Annotated in this window: 16 protein-coding genes; 11 read left to right on the plus strand and 5 right to left on the minus strand. The window is 71.9% G+C overall.

Annotated elements, in window-relative coordinates; all coding sequences use genetic code 11:
* Positions 1 to 63 precede the first annotated feature (63 nt).
* From OG357_RS34265 to OG357_RS34275, 3 genes are all read right to left on the minus strand, one after another.
* Positions 64 to 696 carry a phosphatase PAP2 family protein gene (locus tag OG357_RS34265; RefSeq protein WP_329624806.1) on the minus strand — a complete coding sequence of 211 codons (633 nt, stop codon included), beginning with the start codon at positions 694 to 696 and terminating at the stop codon, positions 64 to 66.
* Positions 697 to 810: 114 nt separating this feature from the next.
* Positions 811 to 1,746 carry a M56 family metallopeptidase gene (locus tag OG357_RS34270; protein WP_329624807.1) on the minus strand — a complete coding sequence of 312 codons (936 nt, stop codon included), beginning with the start codon at positions 1,744 to 1,746 and terminating at the stop codon, positions 811 to 813.
* A 102-nt stretch (positions 1,747 to 1,848) separates the two neighbouring features.
* Positions 1,849 to 2,415, minus strand: coding sequence for a DUF5134 domain-containing protein (locus OG357_RS34275; protein WP_329624808.1), 567 nt, complete (start codon positions 2,413 to 2,415; stop codon positions 1,849 to 1,851).
* 160 nt (positions 2,416 to 2,575) lie between these two features.
* Here OG357_RS34275 and OG357_RS34280 point away from each other — a divergent pair, with 160 nt between their 5' ends.
* The 5 genes from OG357_RS34280 to OG357_RS34300 all read left to right on the plus strand — a co-directional run bounded on the left by OG357_RS34280 (position 2,576) and on the right by OG357_RS34300 (position 7,284).
* Positions 2,576 to 3,139: a GNAT family N-acetyltransferase gene (locus tag OG357_RS34280; RefSeq protein WP_329624809.1), complete on the plus strand. Its 564-nt coding sequence runs from the start codon at positions 2,576 to 2,578 to the stop codon at positions 3,137 to 3,139.
* A 170-nt stretch (positions 3,140 to 3,309) separates the two neighbouring features.
* Entirely contained in the window at positions 3,310 to 4,716 is a 1,407-nt protein-coding gene (locus OG357_RS34285) for a DUF6421 family protein (protein ID WP_329624810.1), read from the plus strand.
* Between the two features lie 44 nt (positions 4,717 to 4,760).
* Complete coding sequence (locus OG357_RS34290; protein WP_329624811.1) at positions 4,761 to 5,522, plus strand: SDR family oxidoreductase; 762 nt, start codon at positions 4,761 to 4,763, stop codon at positions 5,520 to 5,522.
* A complete protein-coding gene (locus OG357_RS34295) occupies positions 5,519 to 6,601 on the plus strand; it encodes a threonine aldolase family protein (RefSeq protein ID WP_329625782.1) in 1,083 nt (360 codons plus the stop codon). Before OG357_RS34290 ends, OG357_RS34295 begins: the two co-directional genes overlap by 4 nt.
* 83 nt (positions 6,602 to 6,684) lie before the next feature.
* Entirely contained in the window at positions 6,685 to 7,284 is a 600-nt protein-coding gene (locus tag OG357_RS34300; protein WP_329624812.1) for a transglutaminase-like domain-containing protein, read from the plus strand.
* 18 nt (positions 7,285 to 7,302) lie between these two features.
* Here OG357_RS34300 and OG357_RS34305 read toward each other — a convergent pair whose 3' ends face one another.
* Entirely contained in the window at positions 7,303 to 8,025 is a 723-nt protein-coding gene (locus tag OG357_RS34305; RefSeq protein WP_329624813.1) for a lysophospholipid acyltransferase family protein, read from the minus strand.
* 229 nt (positions 8,026 to 8,254) lie between these two features.
* Here OG357_RS34305 and OG357_RS34310 point away from each other — a divergent pair, with 229 nt between their 5' ends.
* From OG357_RS34310 to OG357_RS34330, 5 genes are all read left to right on the plus strand, one after another.
* The gene (locus tag OG357_RS34310; protein WP_329624814.1) at positions 8,255 to 8,581 is read left to right on the plus strand and encodes a TlpA family protein disulfide reductase; all 327 of its coding nucleotides are present in this window, start codon (positions 8,255 to 8,257) and stop codon (positions 8,579 to 8,581) included.
* Between the two features lie 197 nt (positions 8,582 to 8,778).
* Positions 8,779 to 9,309: a flavin reductase family protein gene (locus tag OG357_RS34315; RefSeq protein ID WP_329624815.1), complete on the plus strand. Its 531-nt coding sequence runs from the start codon at positions 8,779 to 8,781 to the stop codon at positions 9,307 to 9,309.
* Positions 9,310 to 9,508: 199 nt separating this feature from the next.
* The gene (locus tag OG357_RS34320; RefSeq protein WP_329624816.1) at positions 9,509 to 10,294 is read left to right on the plus strand and encodes an electron transfer flavoprotein subunit beta/FixA family protein; all 786 of its coding nucleotides are present in this window, start codon (positions 9,509 to 9,511) and stop codon (positions 10,292 to 10,294) included.
* A 55-nt stretch (positions 10,295 to 10,349) separates the two neighbouring features.
* Positions 10,350 to 11,312, plus strand: a complete 963-nt coding sequence (locus tag OG357_RS34325; RefSeq protein ID WP_329624817.1) for an electron transfer flavoprotein subunit alpha/FixB family protein — start codon at positions 10,350 to 10,352, stop codon at positions 11,310 to 11,312.
* Between the two features lie 153 nt (positions 11,313 to 11,465).
* A complete protein-coding gene (locus OG357_RS34330; protein WP_329624818.1) occupies positions 11,466 to 12,755 on the plus strand; it encodes a DUF6986 family protein in 1,290 nt (429 codons plus the stop codon).
* A gap of 103 nt (positions 12,756 to 12,858) precedes the next feature.
* Here OG357_RS34330 and OG357_RS34335 read toward each other — a convergent pair whose 3' ends face one another.
* Positions 12,859 to 13,893, minus strand: a complete 1,035-nt coding sequence (locus tag OG357_RS34335) for a LacI family DNA-binding transcriptional regulator (protein ID WP_329624819.1) — start codon at positions 13,891 to 13,893, stop codon at positions 12,859 to 12,861.
* 156 nt (positions 13,894 to 14,049) lie between these two features.
* Here OG357_RS34335 and OG357_RS34340 point away from each other — a divergent pair, with 156 nt between their 5' ends.
* Entirely contained in the window at positions 14,050 to 15,033 is a 984-nt protein-coding gene (locus tag OG357_RS34340) for an ROK family protein (protein ID WP_329624820.1), read from the plus strand.
* Positions 15,034 to 15,101 lie beyond the last annotated feature (68 nt).

Below are 15,101 nucleotides of genomic sequence, written 5' to 3' on the forward strand. Positions count from 1 at the left end.
GGCAGGCCGACGGGGAGGCCGTCTGTTCTGGGCGACACGGGGGATCGTCCAGAACAGGCGGCTTCATCGCGTTTCTCCCATTGTCCTCCTGCGGTACGTGAGGACGGCCACGGCCACGCAGCACCAGCCGAGCAGCCAGCCGCCGAGCACGTCCGAGGTCCAGTGGACGCCCAGGTAGATCCGCGTCCAGCCGACCCCGAGCACCGACACGACCGCGACGCTCGCGAGGACGCTCCAGCCGCGCCACTCCGTCCGCCAGTGCAGCGCGAGCACCCACAGGAGCACGCCGCAGGTCACCATCGCCGTCATCGCGTGCCCGGACGGGAAGGCCGCGTACCGCGCCGAGTCGACCGGGTCGGGCCACGCGGGCCGGTCCCGCCCCACCAGGTACTTCAGGCCCTGCTGAAGGCCCACCGCGACGAGGCTCGTGCCGGCCACCCACAGGGCGAGGATCCGCTCCCGCCGCCACCACAGCATCACCACCGCGATCGCGGCCAGGGCGCGCATCGTCCAGGGGTCCCATACCCAGTCGCTGAGGAAGCGGTTGAGGCCGGTGACGCCTGGGCGGGCGACGGCGTCGCGGTGCAACTCCTCGGCGACCGACCGGTCGAAGGAGAGCAGGGGGGACCACCCGGCGGCGACGAGCACGAGCAGGAGGACGAACAGGACTCCGGAGACCACGGCGGAGGAGCGCATGCGCCGATCCTGCCCGACGCCCCGCCCCGGGCATCGAACCGCCCCGCCCTGGGCGGTGTTCCGCCCCGCCGCAGGCGGTGATCTTCCCCACCCTCCGTGTGCGATCCGCCCCCGCTACCCCAGAGCGGTGAGCGCCGGGACGAAGGCCACGAGGACCGGAACCACGGGGACCAGGGACGCGACGGCGGTCAGCCGCAGACGGTGCCCCGCCGTGAGCCGCGGGGCCGCGGTGAGAAGCCGGTGCACCCGCTGCGGCAGATCCGCGTCCGGTGCCGGTCCGGGGCCGAACACCCCCCGGTCCTCGTTCAGTTCGACGAGGGCCAGCGCGATCGTCAGCCGCCCGAACCGGCGGGAGGCCACGTCGTCGGCGGCCAGCTCCACCAGCCGGTGCATCTCCTCGCGGAAGGCCGTGAAGACGGGGACCCCGGGGAAACCGCCGGCGAGCGCGGCCGAGCAGTGCAGCAGCCAGTCGTGCCGGGCCCGGGCGTGGCCCTGCTCGTGTGCCAGGACCGCGTCCAGCTGCCGGCCCTTCAGGCGCCGCAGTGCGGCCGTGGTGATGACCAGTTGGGGCGTGGTCCCCGCCATCCACCACGCGTCCGCCCGCTCGCCCTCCAGGACGACGAGCCGCTCGCTGCCGGGCTGCTCCCCGGGCAGCAGGGGAGCGCGGACGAGGAGATCGCAGCGGCGCTGTCTGCGCCGGGCGCGCGCCTGGCCGATCTCCCGGCCGAGCATCGCCCCGGACCAGACGCCGCCGCAGGCCAGGGCGACCGCGAGGACCCCCGACCACGGGCCGGTCGTGCCGAGTTCGTACGCGTCGACCACCGCGCGCGGCGCGGGCGCGAAGAGCTGCCCCCGTACCGCCTGCCAGGCCGCCGACGCGCTGAGCGTCATCGACAGCGCGAAGCTCAGCAGCACCGCCGCCACCACGCACTGCCACACCCAGAGGGCGACCACGGGTTCTCGCTCCACCCAGTCGGCCCGCGCCAGCAGCCGGGGGGCCGCGACGGCGGTCAGGAAGCCGAGCAGGAGGAGTGCGAGGGAGACCCACATGTACGCCACCCTATGAGCGCGGTACGGGTCGGGGGTATGGCCCCGGGCTTCAAGTGACGTACGACACGGTTTCGTTGTGAGGGAAGTCCGGATCACCCGTCCTCACAGCGTCACCAGCATCGCCACCATCGCCAGGGCCATCGAGAGCCGGCACGTGAGGGTGAGCTCCGGCCGGGTCGCCCAGGCCGGGCCGGGGCCGCCCGCGGCCGCCACCGCCGCCGGTGCGAGCCGCGCCCCCGCACGCAGGACGTACACGGTGTAGTAGAGGAGCAGTCCGCCCGTCAGTACGGGTATGCCGCCCGCCGTCCCCATGGCGTGCCCCGTGTGCGCCCCCTGTGCGACGGGGGCGGCCATCGCCACCGCCATGTAGAGCATCGCGAGCGAGCCGACGAGGTGGTGCAGATGGTGCCCGCCGCGCCGGGCCGCACCGGCCATGGCGAGCAGCGCCGCCCCGCCGAACACCGCCGCGTACACCGCCCAGCTCCAGCCGGGCTGTGCCACCACCGTCGTCGGCAGCGCCATGAGGGCCATCCCGAACCCCATCAGCGCCTCGCCGCCCGCCGCCCGCCGCTCCTCCCCGTCGGACACACGCATCCGCAGCAGGCAGTACGTACCCGTGGCCGCGCACAGCGCGACCAGCAGCCACCCGGACAGGGCCCCTCCGTGCACGGCACACACCCCCCCTCACCGAGAGAAATGCCCGCCGCCCTGACGCCCCACGCGGGCGCACGATCGCGCACAGGTGTACGAGGGGGAGTGAAAGGCGCGCGCGTTAGGCTCGGGACGATCGCGCACGCCGATCGTCAGCGCCCGAGGGGAGCCCGTACGCATGGACATCGCCACGTCCCAGGAGACCGGCCGGATCACGAGCCGGATCGAGTACCGCGAGGCGGTCCTGGACGACGTCCCCGTGCTCGTCCCGCTCGTCGAGTCGGCCTACCGGGGCGACGCCAGCCGGGGCGGCTGGACGACGGAGGCGGACATCCTCCAGGGGCAGCGCACCGACCCCGAGGGGGTGGCCGCCGTCATCACCACCCCGGGCAGCCGTCTCCTGGTCGTCGAGCAGGACGGGGAACTCGTCGCCTGCTGCCAGCTGGAGCACCGGGGCGAGGCCGCCTACTTCGGGATGTTCGCGGTCCGTCCCGAGCTCCAGGGCGCGGGTCTCGGCAGGCGCATCATCGAGGAGGCCGAGCGGCGGGTGCGCGAACTGTGGGACGTCCGTGAGATGCACATGACGGTGATCTCCGTGCGCGAGGAGCTCATCGCATGGTACGAGCGGCGCGGCTACCGGCGTACGGGGCGGATGACCCCCTTCCCGTACGGCGACGAGCGCTTCGGTCTGCCCCAGCGGGACGACCTCCAGTTCGAGCTGCTCGTCAAGCCGCTGGGCTGAGCCGGTACAGCCGCCCCGTACGGCGGAAGGGCGGCTTCAACCCCGACTCACAGGAAAAACTTCGGCGACCATGGGGGTCGCGCAGGATAATTTCTCTTGCTCCCCTTGTGTCAGGGAACCGTAAATGGTTACGGTGTCTTGACGCGAGGTTCTCCTGTGGAGGAAGAGGCATGACGGAAATTCTTGTGCAGGACGTGACCGGTGGGGGGATATCCACCGACGCCCGGGTGATCGACCACCCGGCTTGGGCCGAGCTCAAGAATGCCGTGGAGGAGATCCGCACCTGGCAGAGCGCGGACGGCTCCATCGACTTCGAGCCCGAGGGCGCGCCCGCCCGCGCCCTCGTCGAGCTGACCCTCGACCGGGTCACCGCCGCGGTCGAGCAGCTCTCCCCGCTCGTCCCGCACGACGGCGCCTACCACCGCGCGCTCGTCTCCGACCTGCGCAAGTGGGCCGAGAGCGGCTTCACGGTCCCGGACTTCCTGGACTCACTGCTGGCCTTCCAGCCGGCCGCCGACCGCGTGGACGGGCTCCAGCACCTCGTGCTCTTCCCGATGTACACGCAGAACGGCAACCCGGACCGCAACCTGGAAGCCGTCGTGCTCCGCATGGTCTGGCCGGAGTGGCTCGCCGAGCTGGAAGCCACCCGCTACGACAACCCGCTCTTCTGCGGCATCACCTTCGAGGACTTCACCGCCGGGTACGACACCAACTCGGCCGTCCTCTTCCCGGAGACCATCGCCGTCCGCGAGGCTCCCGAGCGCTTCAGCTGGGGCGGTATCTTCTGCGACCGCGAGGCCGCCCGCTTCCGCAAGGTCACCGAGGCGGCCGTCGACACCCTGGGCATCCAGCTGCCCGCGGACATCGCCGCCATGATCGACGACCAGACCCGCTGCGAGCAGGCCTTCGTGCTCTGGGACATGGTCCACGACCGCACCCACAGCCACGGCGACCTGCCCTTCGACCCCTTCATGATCAAGCAGCGCCAGCCCTTCTGGATGTACGGCCTGGAGGAGCTCCGCTGCGACCTCACCGCCTTCAAGGAGGCCGTGAAGCTGGAGGCCGAGGGCAACACGCACGGCCGTGACGTGCAGTACGCGGTGCTCTTCGACCGGATGTTCCGCTTCCCGCTCTCCGGCGACCGCAACCGCAACTACGACGGTCTCGGCGGCCAGCTCCTCTTCGCGTACCTCCACAAGAACGACGTGGTGCGCTGGACGGACAACACCCTCAAGATCGACTGGCAGCGGGCCCCCGAGGTCACGAACCAGCTCTGCGCCGAGATCGAGAAGCTCTACCGCGACGGCATCGACCGCCCCAAGCTGGTCCACTGGTTCAAGGCGTACGAGCTCGTCTCCACCTACCTCTCCCCGCACCCGGGATCGAAGTGGGCCAAGGGTCCGGACGCCCTGGACCTGTCCCTCCCGCCGCGCAAGCTCGTCGACGACGTGCTTCCGGACGAGTTTCCGCTCAGCATGTTCTTTGAGGCCCTTTCCAAGAAGCTGAAGGGCGTGATCGCCGGCACCAAGGGGATCACCGCCGCCGACGTCCCGCGCCACGAGCGGGCCGCCGCGTGAGCGACCCGACCGACAGCACGGAGACCACGGAGGAGGCGTCGCCCATGAACGCCAACGGAAACGGCGGGCCGCTGGACGGCGCCGTCATCGCGGTCGCCGGCGCGGCCGGCCCCGCGGGCCGCGCGACCCTGCTGCGCCTCGCCGAGGCGGGCGCCACCGTCGTCGGCTCCGACGCCGACCCGGCGCGTCTCGCGGAGGCCGTCGACGCCGCCCGCTACGCCCACGGCGGCGCCCGGGTCATCGGCGACACCGTCGACCTGCTCGACCTGGACGCCACGCGCGACTGGGCCGAGAAGACGGAGAAGGAGTTCGGCCGCATCGACGGCCTGGTCCACCTCGTCGGCGGCTGGCGCGGCAGCGCCTCCTTCACGGAGACCGACCTCAAGGACTGGGACTTCCTGGAGAAGCTCCTCATCCGTACCGTCCAGCACACGTCGCTCGCCTTCCACGACGGGCTGCTGCGCGCCGGTGGACGCGGCCGGTACGCCCTGATCAGCCAGGTCGGCGCGCACAAGCCGCTCGCCAACAACGCCGCGTACAACGCCGGCAAGGCGGCCGCCGAGGCCTGGACCCTCGCCATGGCGGACTCGTTCCGCAAGCTGGGGGGCGACGACGGCCCGCAGGCGGCGGCTGCGATCCTGGTGATCAAGGCGTTGGTGCACGACGCGATGCGCGCCGAGCGCCCCAACGCGAAGTTCGCGGGCTTCACCGACGTCAAGGATCTGGCCGACGAGATCGCCGGACTGTGGAACACGCCCGCCCAGGAAGTGAATGGACAGCGTCTGTGGCTGACCCCCAAGCCGTGACAGCGGGCCCCGGCCCGAGGACCGACGCGCGTCGTCACCACGACCCGTCGGTCCGGGGCTTCGCCAGCGACAACTACGCCGGCGCCCACCCCGAGGTCCTCGCGGCCCTCGCCCTCGCCAACGAAGGCCACCAGGTCGCCTACGGCGAGGACCAGTACACCGAGCACCTCCAGCGCATCATGCACAGCCACTTCGGCTCCAGTGCCGAGGCCTTCCCGGTCTTCAACGGCACCGGCGCCAACGTGACCGCGCTCCAGGCCCTGACCGACCGCTGGGGCGCCGTCGTCTGCGCCGAGTCCGCGCACATCAACGTGGACGAGGGCGGGGCGCCCGAGCGGATGGGCGGCCTCAAGCTGCTCACCGTGCCCACTCCGGACGGCAAGCTCACCCCCGAGCTGATCGACCGGCAGGCCTGGGGCTGGGAGGACGAGCACCGGGCGATGCCGCAGGTCGTCTCGATCACCCAGAACACCGAGCTGGGCACCGTCTACACGGTCGAGGAGATCCGCGCGATCGTCGAGCACTCCCATGCCAAGGGCATGAAGGTGCACCTCGACGGCGCCCGGATCGCCAACGCCGCCGCCTCGCTGGACGTGCCGATGCGCGCGTTCACCAACGCGGTCGGCGTGGACGTGATCTCGTACGGCGGTACGAAGAACGGCATGCTCTTCGGCGAGGCCGTCGTCGTCCTCAACCCGGACGCCGTCAGCCACATGAAGCACCTGCGCAAGATGTCCATGCAGCTCGCCTCGAAGATGCGCTTCGTGTCGGTGCAGCTGGAGGCGCTCCTCGCCAAGGACCTGTGGCTGCGCAACGCCCGCCACGGCAACGCGATGGCCCAGCGGCTCGCCGTCGGCGTGCGCGAGGTCGACGGGGTGGAGATCCTCTACCCGGTGCAGGCCAACGCGGTCTTCGCGCGGCTGCCGCACGACGTGACCAGGCGCCTGCAGGAACGGTTCCGCTTCTACTTCTGGGACGAGGCCGCCGGCGATGTGCGCTGGATGTGCGCCTTCGACACCACGGAGGACGACGTGGACGACTTCCTCCAGGCGCTGAAGGAAGAGATGGCGCGCCAGTAGACATCGCTCCAGCGCTGCATAAAGATACGGCCGGACGGAAAGTCATTGACTTCCGTCCGGCCGTTTCCTTACGCTCTCACCGCATGGAACTCGTGCAGCAACACCCCGACATCGCGGCCTACCTGGCAGTCGGCGAGGCCGTCGACCATGACCACCCCCAGGTCGCGGAGGTGGCGGCCCGGCTCTCTGATGATCATCCCGACGCATACTCATACGCCGAGGCGGCCTACGTCCACGTACGCGACACCATCCCGCACTCCCAGGACTCGGGCGATCTCCGCGTCACCTGGCGCGCCTCCGACGTCCTGGAGCAGCGCACCGGCATCTGTTACGCCAAGTCCCTCGCGTACGCCGCGCTCCTGCGGGCCCGTGGCATCCCGGCCGCCCTCTGCTACCAGCGGCTCGCGGACGACGACGGGGCGAACCCGGTGATCCACGGCCTCGTCGCCCTCCTGCTGCCCGGCGAGCGGCACTGGGCCCGCCAGGACGTGCGGGGCAACAAGCCGGGCGTCGACGCCCGGTTCTCGCTGGGGGAGGAGCGCCTCGCCTGGACCGTACGGCCGGAGCTCGGCGAGGTCGACTACCCGCGGCTGTACGCCGAACCGCACCCGGCCGTCCTGGGCGCGCTGAAGGCGGCCCCGGACCGGCCGTACCTCTGGCGGACGCTCCCTACGGAGCTCTGACCCCGCCTACGGGCAGGGTCAGCCCGCTTCCTTGACCTGAGCCGGCGTAGGAGCCGTACCGCCGAGGTGCGCGGGCACCCACCACGTGTCGTTCGCGTCCTTCGGGCGGACCGGGTAGGCGCGCTGCGCGGCCTCCAGGAGCTCCTGGACGCGCTCGCGCAGCCGCCGCGTGATAGCGCCCGCGTACTGGTCGGAGGGGGCCTCGAGGGGCTCGCCGACGCGGATCGTCACCGGGATGTGGCTCCGCTTGAAGTTCCGGGGACGGCCCTTCGTCCAGACCCGCTGGGTGCCCCAGAGCGCCATCGGGATCAGCGGGACGCCCGCCTCCTGCGCCAGCCGCGCCGCACCCGTCTTGAAGCTCTTGAGGGTGAAGGACTGGGAGATGGTCGCCTCGGGGAAGACACCGATGATCTCGCCGGCCCGCAGCGACTCGAGCGCGTGCTGGTAGGCGTGCTCGCCCTGCGAGCGGTCGACGGGGATGTGCTTCATGCCGCGCATGAGCGGCCCCGAGACCTTGTGCTTGAAGACGGAGTCCTTCGCCATGAAGCGGACGAGACGCTTCTGGGGGAGGGCCGCGAGACCCGTGAAGATGAAGTCCAGATAGCTGATGTGGTTGCTCACGAGCACCGCCCCGCCCGTGCGCGGGATGTTCTCGGAACCCTGCGTGTCGATCTTCAGGTCGAGCGCCTTGAACAGCGTGAGCGCGGCACCGACGACCGGTCGATAGACGAGTTCTGCCATCGGAGAGGAACCTCTTCTTCGTGTGCCCGGAGCGGGTTCTCCCGGCGAAGTTACGCGGCCGTAGGTTTTCGGCTTTGGGCAGATCGTGCCCCATGTGGGGCGCCGTGACCAGTCCAGGCGGCTTCGTACAGGGAGATTCTCGTCACCCCCGGTGGCCGTGGCGGGAATCGTACGGTCGCGTGCGACGCTGCTGGTGGGGGAAGAGAGACGCATGGGAAAGGGGAGAAGGATGTCGGAGGCCCTGGGGGCCGAGGTCCTGCGGCCGGAGGTGCTCGGCGCCGAACTGGGCGAGCGGGCCACCCTCGTGCAGTTCTCGACCGCCTTCTGCCAGCCCTGCCGCGCCACCCGCCGCACCCTCGCCGAGGTGGCCGCCATGGTGCCGGGCGTCGCGCACGTGGAGATCGACGCCGAGGAACGCCTCGACCTCGTACGGGAGCTGGGCATCGCCCGGACGCCCACCGTCCTCGTCCTCGACCGCACGGGCCGGGTCGTCCGCCGGGCGGCCGGACAGCCCCGCAGGGCGGACGTCATCGCGGCGCTGGGGCGGGCGGTCTGACGCGGTGACACTTCTCCCATATCCCGGTACGCACTTGACTGCACCCGCCACCGATCGTCACCCTGACGGAGTGCCCCCAGAACTCCTTCTCTACGGCCGGGTCCATGTGGACCTGGCCCGCAACGCGAGCGCGCGCTGTCCGGGTGTCTGACCACCCCAGGACTCCCCTCATGACGCCCTCGCAGAAGGACAACTCCATGACGGTTACGCCGGACCTCCAGCTCAGTACCGCTCCCACGATCGGCGCACCCCGGCAGGCCTCTCCCGATCTGCTCCGTTCCGTCTTCCGCCGGCACGCCGCCGGTGTCGCGGTGATCACCGCGCACGGCGAGCGCCCCGTCGGCTTCACCGCGACCTCGCTGAACTCCGTCGCCGCCGAGCCCCCGCTGATCTCCTTCGGGGTGGGCACCTCCTCCTCCAGCTGGCCCGTGGTGGCCGAGGCGGAACACATCGGCGTGCACATACTCGGCGAGCACCAGCAGGAACTGGCCGCCACCTTCGCGCGCAGCGGCGCCGACCGCTTCGGCGGGTCGACCCGCTGGAGCGTGGGGCCGGAGGGGGTGCCCGTCCTGGACGGCGTCCTCGCCTGGCTGGTCTGCCGCGTGGTGGCCCGGGTGCCCGCGGGCGACCACCGGATCGTGATCGCGCAGGCCGTCGCCGGAGACCCGGAAGGGGTGGGCCGGCCCCTCCTGTACCACCACGGGCGCTTCAACGCGCTGCGCGACTGAGAGTTCCCCTGCGCGCCCCTCTCTGCGCGTTGTCAAGGTCACATCTCTGAGCGCTTGCTTACCTGTAACGAACTGGGTGTACTGACGAGTAATATTTCGGTCGGGGCGTCCGGCGCCCCGACCGGAAACCCGCCCTTCAGGCGCCTATGCTGCGAGCAACAAGGCAGCCAAGTTATGACGATGCAGTAGGAGAGCCGGCGTGAGCTTGAGGATCGTTGTCTGTGTGAAGTACGTGCCCGACGCGACCGGAGACCGTAAGTTCGCGGACGACCTGACGGTCGACCGCGACGACGTCGACGGCCTGCTGTCGGAGCTCGACGAGTACGCGGTCGAGCAGGCCCTGCAGATCGCCGAAGAGGCGGACGACGCGGAGGTCACCGTGCTGACGGTCGGCCCCGAGGACGCCAAGGACGCGCTGCGCAAGGCGCTGTCCATGGGCGCCGACAAGGCCGTCCACGTCGAGGACGACGACCTGCACGGCAGTGACGTCATGGCGACGTCGCTCGTGCTCGCCAAGGCGATCGAGAAGACCGGCTACGACGTCGTCATCGCCGGTATGGCCTCCACCGACGGCACCATGGGTGTCCTGCCGGCGATCCTCGCCGAGCGCCTGGGCGTCCCGCAGGTCACGCTGCTCTCCGAGGTCAAGATCGAAGACGGCAAGGTCACCGGCCGTCGCGACGGCGACAGCGCCTCCGAGCAGCTGGAGGCCTCGCTTCCGGCCGTCGTGTCCGTGACGGACCAGTCGGGCGAGGCGCGCTACCCGTCCTTCAAGGGCATCATGGCCGCCAAGAAGAAGCCGGTGGAGTCCCTGGAGCTCGACGACCTCGACATCGACGCCGACGAGGTCGGCCTCGAGGGTTCCTGGACCGCCGTGGACTCGGCCGCCGAGCGTCCGGCGCGCACCGCGGGCACGATCGTGAAGGACGAGGGCGAGGGCGGCAAGCAGCTCGCCGAGTACCTCGCGAGCCAGAAGTTCATCTAAGGCTCCCGCGAGCCGACCGTCCCGCCCCTTTTCGTTCGCAGGAGACTGAAGTCCCATGGCTGAGATTCTCGTCTACGTCGACCACGTCGACGGTGCCGTCCGCAAGCCCACCCTGGAGCTGCTGACCCTCGCCCGCCGCCTCGGCGACCCGGTCGCCGTCGCCCTCGGCAACGGCGCCGCCGACACCGCCGCCGCGCTCGCCGAGCACGGTGCCGTGAAGGTCCTCACCGCCGACGCCCCCGAGTTCGCCGAGTACCTTGTCGTCCCGAAGGTCGACGCGCTCCAGGCCGCGTACGAGGCCGTTTCCCCGGCCGCCGTGCTCGTCCCGTCCTCCGCCGAGGGCAAGGAGATCGCGGCCCGCCTCGCGGTCCGCATCGGCTCCGGCATCATCACCGACGCCGTGGACCTGGAGGCCGGTGACGAGGGCCCGGTCGCGACGCAGGCCGCGTTCGCCGCCTCGTTCACCACCAAGTCCCGTGTCTCCAAGGGCACCCCGGTCATCACGGTCAAGCCGAACTCGGCCCCGGTCGAGGCCGCCCCGGCCGCCGGCGCCGTCGAGGCCCTCGCGGTCTCCTTCGGCCCGCTGGCCACCGGCACCAAGGTGACCGCGCGCACCCCGCGCGAGTCGACCGGCCGTCCGGAGCTGACCGAGGCCGCGATCGTGGTCTCCGGTGGCCGTGGCGTCAACGGCGCCGAGAACTTCGCGATCATCGAGGCGCTCGCCGACTCGCTCGGTGCCGCCGTGGGCGCCTCGCGCGCCGCGGTCGACGCCGGCTGGTACCCGCACGCCAACCAGGTCGGCCAGACCGGCAAGTCGGTCTCGCCGCAGCTGTACATCGCGTCCGGCATCTCCGGCGCGATCCAGCACCGCGCGGGCATGCAGACCTCGAAGACCATCGTCGCCATCAACAAGGACGCCGAGGCCCCGATCTTCGACCTCGTCGACTACGGCGTGGTCGGCGACCTCTTCGACGTCGTCCCGCAGCTGACCGCCGAGGTTCAGGCCCGCAAGGGCTGACCTGCTGTTCTTTACGGTCCGGGGGCCGCGTGGCGATTCGTCGCCGCGCGGCCCCCGGCCGTTTCGGACACCCATTGACGTGGGTCCCGACCGACTATTAACTTCGCTATACGGATTGTTGATTCCGTGAAGCGGAAAACAGGAGGATGTGGGATGGGTCAGCAGGAGAAGGTGTCGACGAGCCTCGCGGGCGCGGTCAGCGAGGGCATCAGCGCCTCCCTGGCAGCGGTGGACGCAGAGCTCGACCGCCGCTACCCGGGAGACCCCGGCACCCGCCAGCCCGTCCACACGGTCTACGTCCCCGGCAACGTCTTCGACGCCGACACCGTCCGCTCCTGGGGCGACCAGGCCCTCGCGGCCCTCGACGAGCACGCCCCCGACGCTGCCTCCTTCGCGGCCGTCCTCGGCCTCGCCGACGACCTCGCCGAGGACGTCTACGGCCGCGTCCGCGCCAAGCTGGAGCGCGAACCGATCGAGGACCTGCGCGTCGACTTCGAGGACGGCTACGCGGGCCAGGACGAGGACCAGGACGCGGCCCGCGCCGCCCGGCTGATCTCGGAGGCGTACGCGAACGGCACGGCCGCCCCGTACATGGGCATCCGGATGAAGTGCATGGAGTCCGCCGTACGCGACCGGGGCATCCGCACCACCGACGTCTTCCTCACCGGGCTCCTGGAGAACGGCGGCCTCCCCGACGGCCTCGTCCTCACCCTCCCCAAGGTGACCTACCCCGAGCAGGTCTCCGCCTTCGTGCGCCTCCTGGAGGCCTTCGAGAAGGCCCACGGCCTGGACGCCGGCCGCCTCGGCTTCGAGATCCAGATCGAGACCAGCCAGTCCATCCTGGCCACGGACGGCACCGCCGCCGTCGCCCGCATGATCGGCGCCGCCGAGGGCCGCGCCACCGGCCTGCACTACGGCACCTTCGACTACAGCGCCTGCCTCGGCGTCTCCGCCGCCTACCAGGCCAGCGACCATCCCGCCGCCGACCACGCCAAGGCGATCATGCAGGTCGCCGCCGCCGGCACCGGCGTCCGCGTCTCCGACGGCTCCACCAACGTCCTCCCGGTCGGCTCCAAGGAGCACGTCCACGAGGCCTGGCGCCTGCACTACGGCCTGACCCGCCGCGCCCTCGCCCGCGCCTACTACCAGGGCTGGGACATGCACCCCGGGCACATCCCCACTCGCTACGCCGCCGTCTTCGCCTTCTACCGCGAGGGCTTCGAGGCCGCCGCCAAGCGCCTCTCCGCCTACGCCAACCACGCGGGCGGCGACGTCATGGACGAGCCCGCCACCGCCAAGGCGCTCTCCTCGTACCTGCTGCGCGGCATCGACTGCGGCGCCCTCGACACGGCCGAGGTCGACGCCCTCACCGGCATGAGCCGCGCGGCCCTCGACCGGTTCGCCGCCCCGCGCCGCGGCGACCTCACCGCCTCGGCCGAGTAGCCTCCCGCTCCGGCGGACTGCCCCGTACCCCGTACGCGTTCCCGCGCTCCTCGCGCGGTCGACAGGGGGGGGCGGGGCAGTGCTGTCGTCGGGACAGCCGTACTCAGCCGGCCGGCGGCGCGATCTCGCCCGAACCGCGGGCGATGAGCGTCGTGCCGAGCACCACCCGCTCCGGCGCCCCGCCCGCCCCGTCGAGGCGGCGGAAGAGCCGCTCCGCGGCGGTCCGGCCGAGAGCGGCGGCGTCCTGCGCGATGACCGTGATGCCGAGCAGGTCGGCCAGTTCGATGTCGTCGAAACCGACGAGGGCGATCGGGGACGCGTGCCCGGCGAGGGTCCGCACCGCCGTCACGGTGACCCGGTTGTTCCCCGCGAACAGCGCCGTCACCGGCTCCGGCGCGGTCAGCATCTCCCGTACGGCCGCGCCCACCCGCTCCGGGTGCGTCGACCCGAGCGAGACCCACTCCTCCCGGACCGGCAGGCCCGCGTCCTCCATCGCCGCGCGGTAGCCGCGGAGCCGTTCCGCGCCGGTGTGGATGCGCGGCCGGTCGCCGACGAAACCGATCCGGCGGTGTCCGTGGGCGATCAGATGGGCCACGCCGTCGCGCGCCCCGCCGAAGCTGTCGGAGAGGACGGCGTCGGCGTCGATCCGGCCCGCAGGCCGGTCGACGAAGACCGTGGCGACGCCCGCCCTGATCTCCGGTTCCAGATAGCGGTGGTCGTCACCGGCGGGGATGACGATGAGGCCGTCGACCCGGCGCGCGCACAGCGCGAGCGCCAACTCCTGCTCCCGGGCCGGGTCCTCGGCGCTGGAGCCGTTGATGAGGAGCGCGCCGTGCGCCCGGGCGACCTCCTCGACCGCGCGGCTGAGCGGCCCGTAGAACGGGTCGGCGAGATCTTCGAGGACCAGGCCGACGGTGGCCGTCCTGCCCTTGCGCAGGACCCGCGCGCTGTCGTTGCGGCGGAACCCGAGGGCCTCGATGGCCTCCTGGACGCGGCGCTCGGTGTCCGTGGTGACGCCCGGCTCGCCGTTCACGACCCGGGAGACCGTCTTGAGGCCGACGCCCGCGCGGGCGGCGACGTCCTTCATCGTGGGCCGGATGCCGTAGCGGTGATCGGTGCGGCGGGCGATGTCGGCCACGGTGCGGGGTTCCTCCGTCGTGTCGGTTGCGAATCCGGTATCCAGGTCTCAGGTCGAGCATAGAACCTGGACAACGTTGTCAGCGGCCGCAGGACTGGGCAGACTGTACAGATCACACCCGGCCGCTCCCGGCCGCCGACTGGAGGATCCGTGCCCATGCACACCGCCCCCGCCACCCGCCCCGCGCCGGGTCCTGTCGTCGCGCTCGACGTCGGCGGCACCAAGATCGCCGGGGCGCTGGTCGACGGTGAGGGACGCGTCCGGGTGCGGGCCCAGCGGCCCACCCCCGCGCGGGAGGACGGCGAGACCGTGATGCGGGCCGTCGAGGCCGTGCTCGGGGAGCTCGCCGCCACGCCGCTGTGGGAGGCCGCGGGGGCCGTCGGCATCGGCAGCGCCGGCCCGGTGGACGCCTCGCGGGGGACCGTGAGCCCGGTGAACGTGCCCGGCTGGCGCGACTTCCCGCTCGTCGAACGGGTCCGCCGGGCGACGGAAGGGCGCCCGGTCACCCTGGTCGGCGACGGGGTCGCCATGACCGCCGCCGAACACTGGCTCGGCGCCGCCCGCGGCCACGACAACGCCCTCTGCCTCGTGGTCTCCACCGGCGTCGGCGGCGGTCTCGTCCTCGACGGCCGGCTCCACCCAGGACCCACCGGCAACGCCGGTCACCTCGGCCACATCTCCGTGGACCTGGACGGTGATCCCTGCGCTTGTGGCGGGCGAGGCTGTGTCGAACGGCTCGCCAGCGGCCCGCACATCGCGCGCCGCGCCCTGGAGAACGGCTGGCGGCCGGGGCCCGACGGCGACGCCTCAGCGGCGGCGGTGGCCGCCGCCGCGCGCGCCGGCGACCCGGTCGCCGTGGCCTCGTTCGAGCGGGCCGCGCAGGCGCTCGCGGCGGGCATCGCCGCCACGGCGACGCTCGTCGAGATCGACATCGCGGTCGTCGGCGGCGGGGTGGCGGGCGCGGGCGAGGTCCTCTTCGGTCCGCTGCGGCGCAGCCTCGGGAGCTACGCGACGCTCTCCTTCGTACGGAACCTCACGGTCGTCCCGGCGGTCACCGGTACCGACGCCGGACTCCTCGGCGCCGCGGCGGCGGCCGGGTGCGGCAGGGGCGGGGGAGTCTGGTCCGGCTCCGGCTCCTGACGGCGTCGGCCTGCCCGGACATGTGCCGGACATCTGTTCGTGGTTTTCGTGGCAGGGTGTTGCGGGCA

Origin of the sequence: Streptomyces sp. NBC_01255 (assembly GCF_036226445.1) — a bacterium.
Classification (GTDB): Bacteria; Actinomycetota; Actinomycetes; order Streptomycetales; family Streptomycetaceae; genus Streptomyces.

What these genes read in the sequence shown, in the direction of transcription:
- OG357_RS34270 (WP_329624807.1), bottom strand. Translation starts at nt 1,746, where the DNA reads ATGTGGGTCTCCCTCGCACTCCTCCTGCTCGGCTTCCTGACCGCCGTC.
- OG357_RS34315 (WP_329624815.1), top strand. Translation starts at nt 8,779, where the DNA reads ATGACGGTTACGCCGGACCTCCAGCTCAGTACCGCTCCCACGATCGGC.
- OG357_RS34305 (WP_329624813.1), bottom strand. Translation starts at nt 8,025, where the DNA reads ATGGCAGAACTCGTCTATCGACCGGTCGTCGGTGCCGCGCTCACGCTG.
- OG357_RS34310 (WP_329624814.1), top strand. Translation starts at nt 8,255, where the DNA reads ATGTCGGAGGCCCTGGGGGCCGAGGTCCTGCGGCCGGAGGTGCTCGGC.
- OG357_RS34290 (WP_329624811.1), top strand. Translation starts at nt 4,761, where the DNA reads ATGAACGCCAACGGAAACGGCGGGCCGCTGGACGGCGCCGTCATCGCG.
- OG357_RS34340 (WP_329624820.1), top strand. Translation starts at nt 14,050, where the DNA reads ATGCACACCGCCCCCGCCACCCGCCCCGCGCCGGGTCCTGTCGTCGCG.
- OG357_RS34325 (WP_329624817.1), top strand. Translation starts at nt 10,350, where the DNA reads ATGGCTGAGATTCTCGTCTACGTCGACCACGTCGACGGTGCCGTCCGC.
- OG357_RS34330 (WP_329624818.1), top strand. Translation starts at nt 11,466, where the DNA reads ATGGGTCAGCAGGAGAAGGTGTCGACGAGCCTCGCGGGCGCGGTCAGC.
- OG357_RS34265 (WP_329624806.1), bottom strand. Translation starts at nt 696, where the DNA reads ATGCGCTCCTCCGCCGTGGTCTCCGGAGTCCTGTTCGTCCTCCTGCTC.
- OG357_RS34300 (WP_329624812.1), top strand. Translation starts at nt 6,685, where the DNA reads ATGGAACTCGTGCAGCAACACCCCGACATCGCGGCCTACCTGGCAGTC.
- OG357_RS34285 (WP_329624810.1), top strand. Translation starts at nt 3,310, where the DNA reads ATGACGGAAATTCTTGTGCAGGACGTGACCGGTGGGGGGATATCCACC.
- OG357_RS34280 (WP_329624809.1), top strand. Translation starts at nt 2,576, where the DNA reads ATGGACATCGCCACGTCCCAGGAGACCGGCCGGATCACGAGCCGGATC.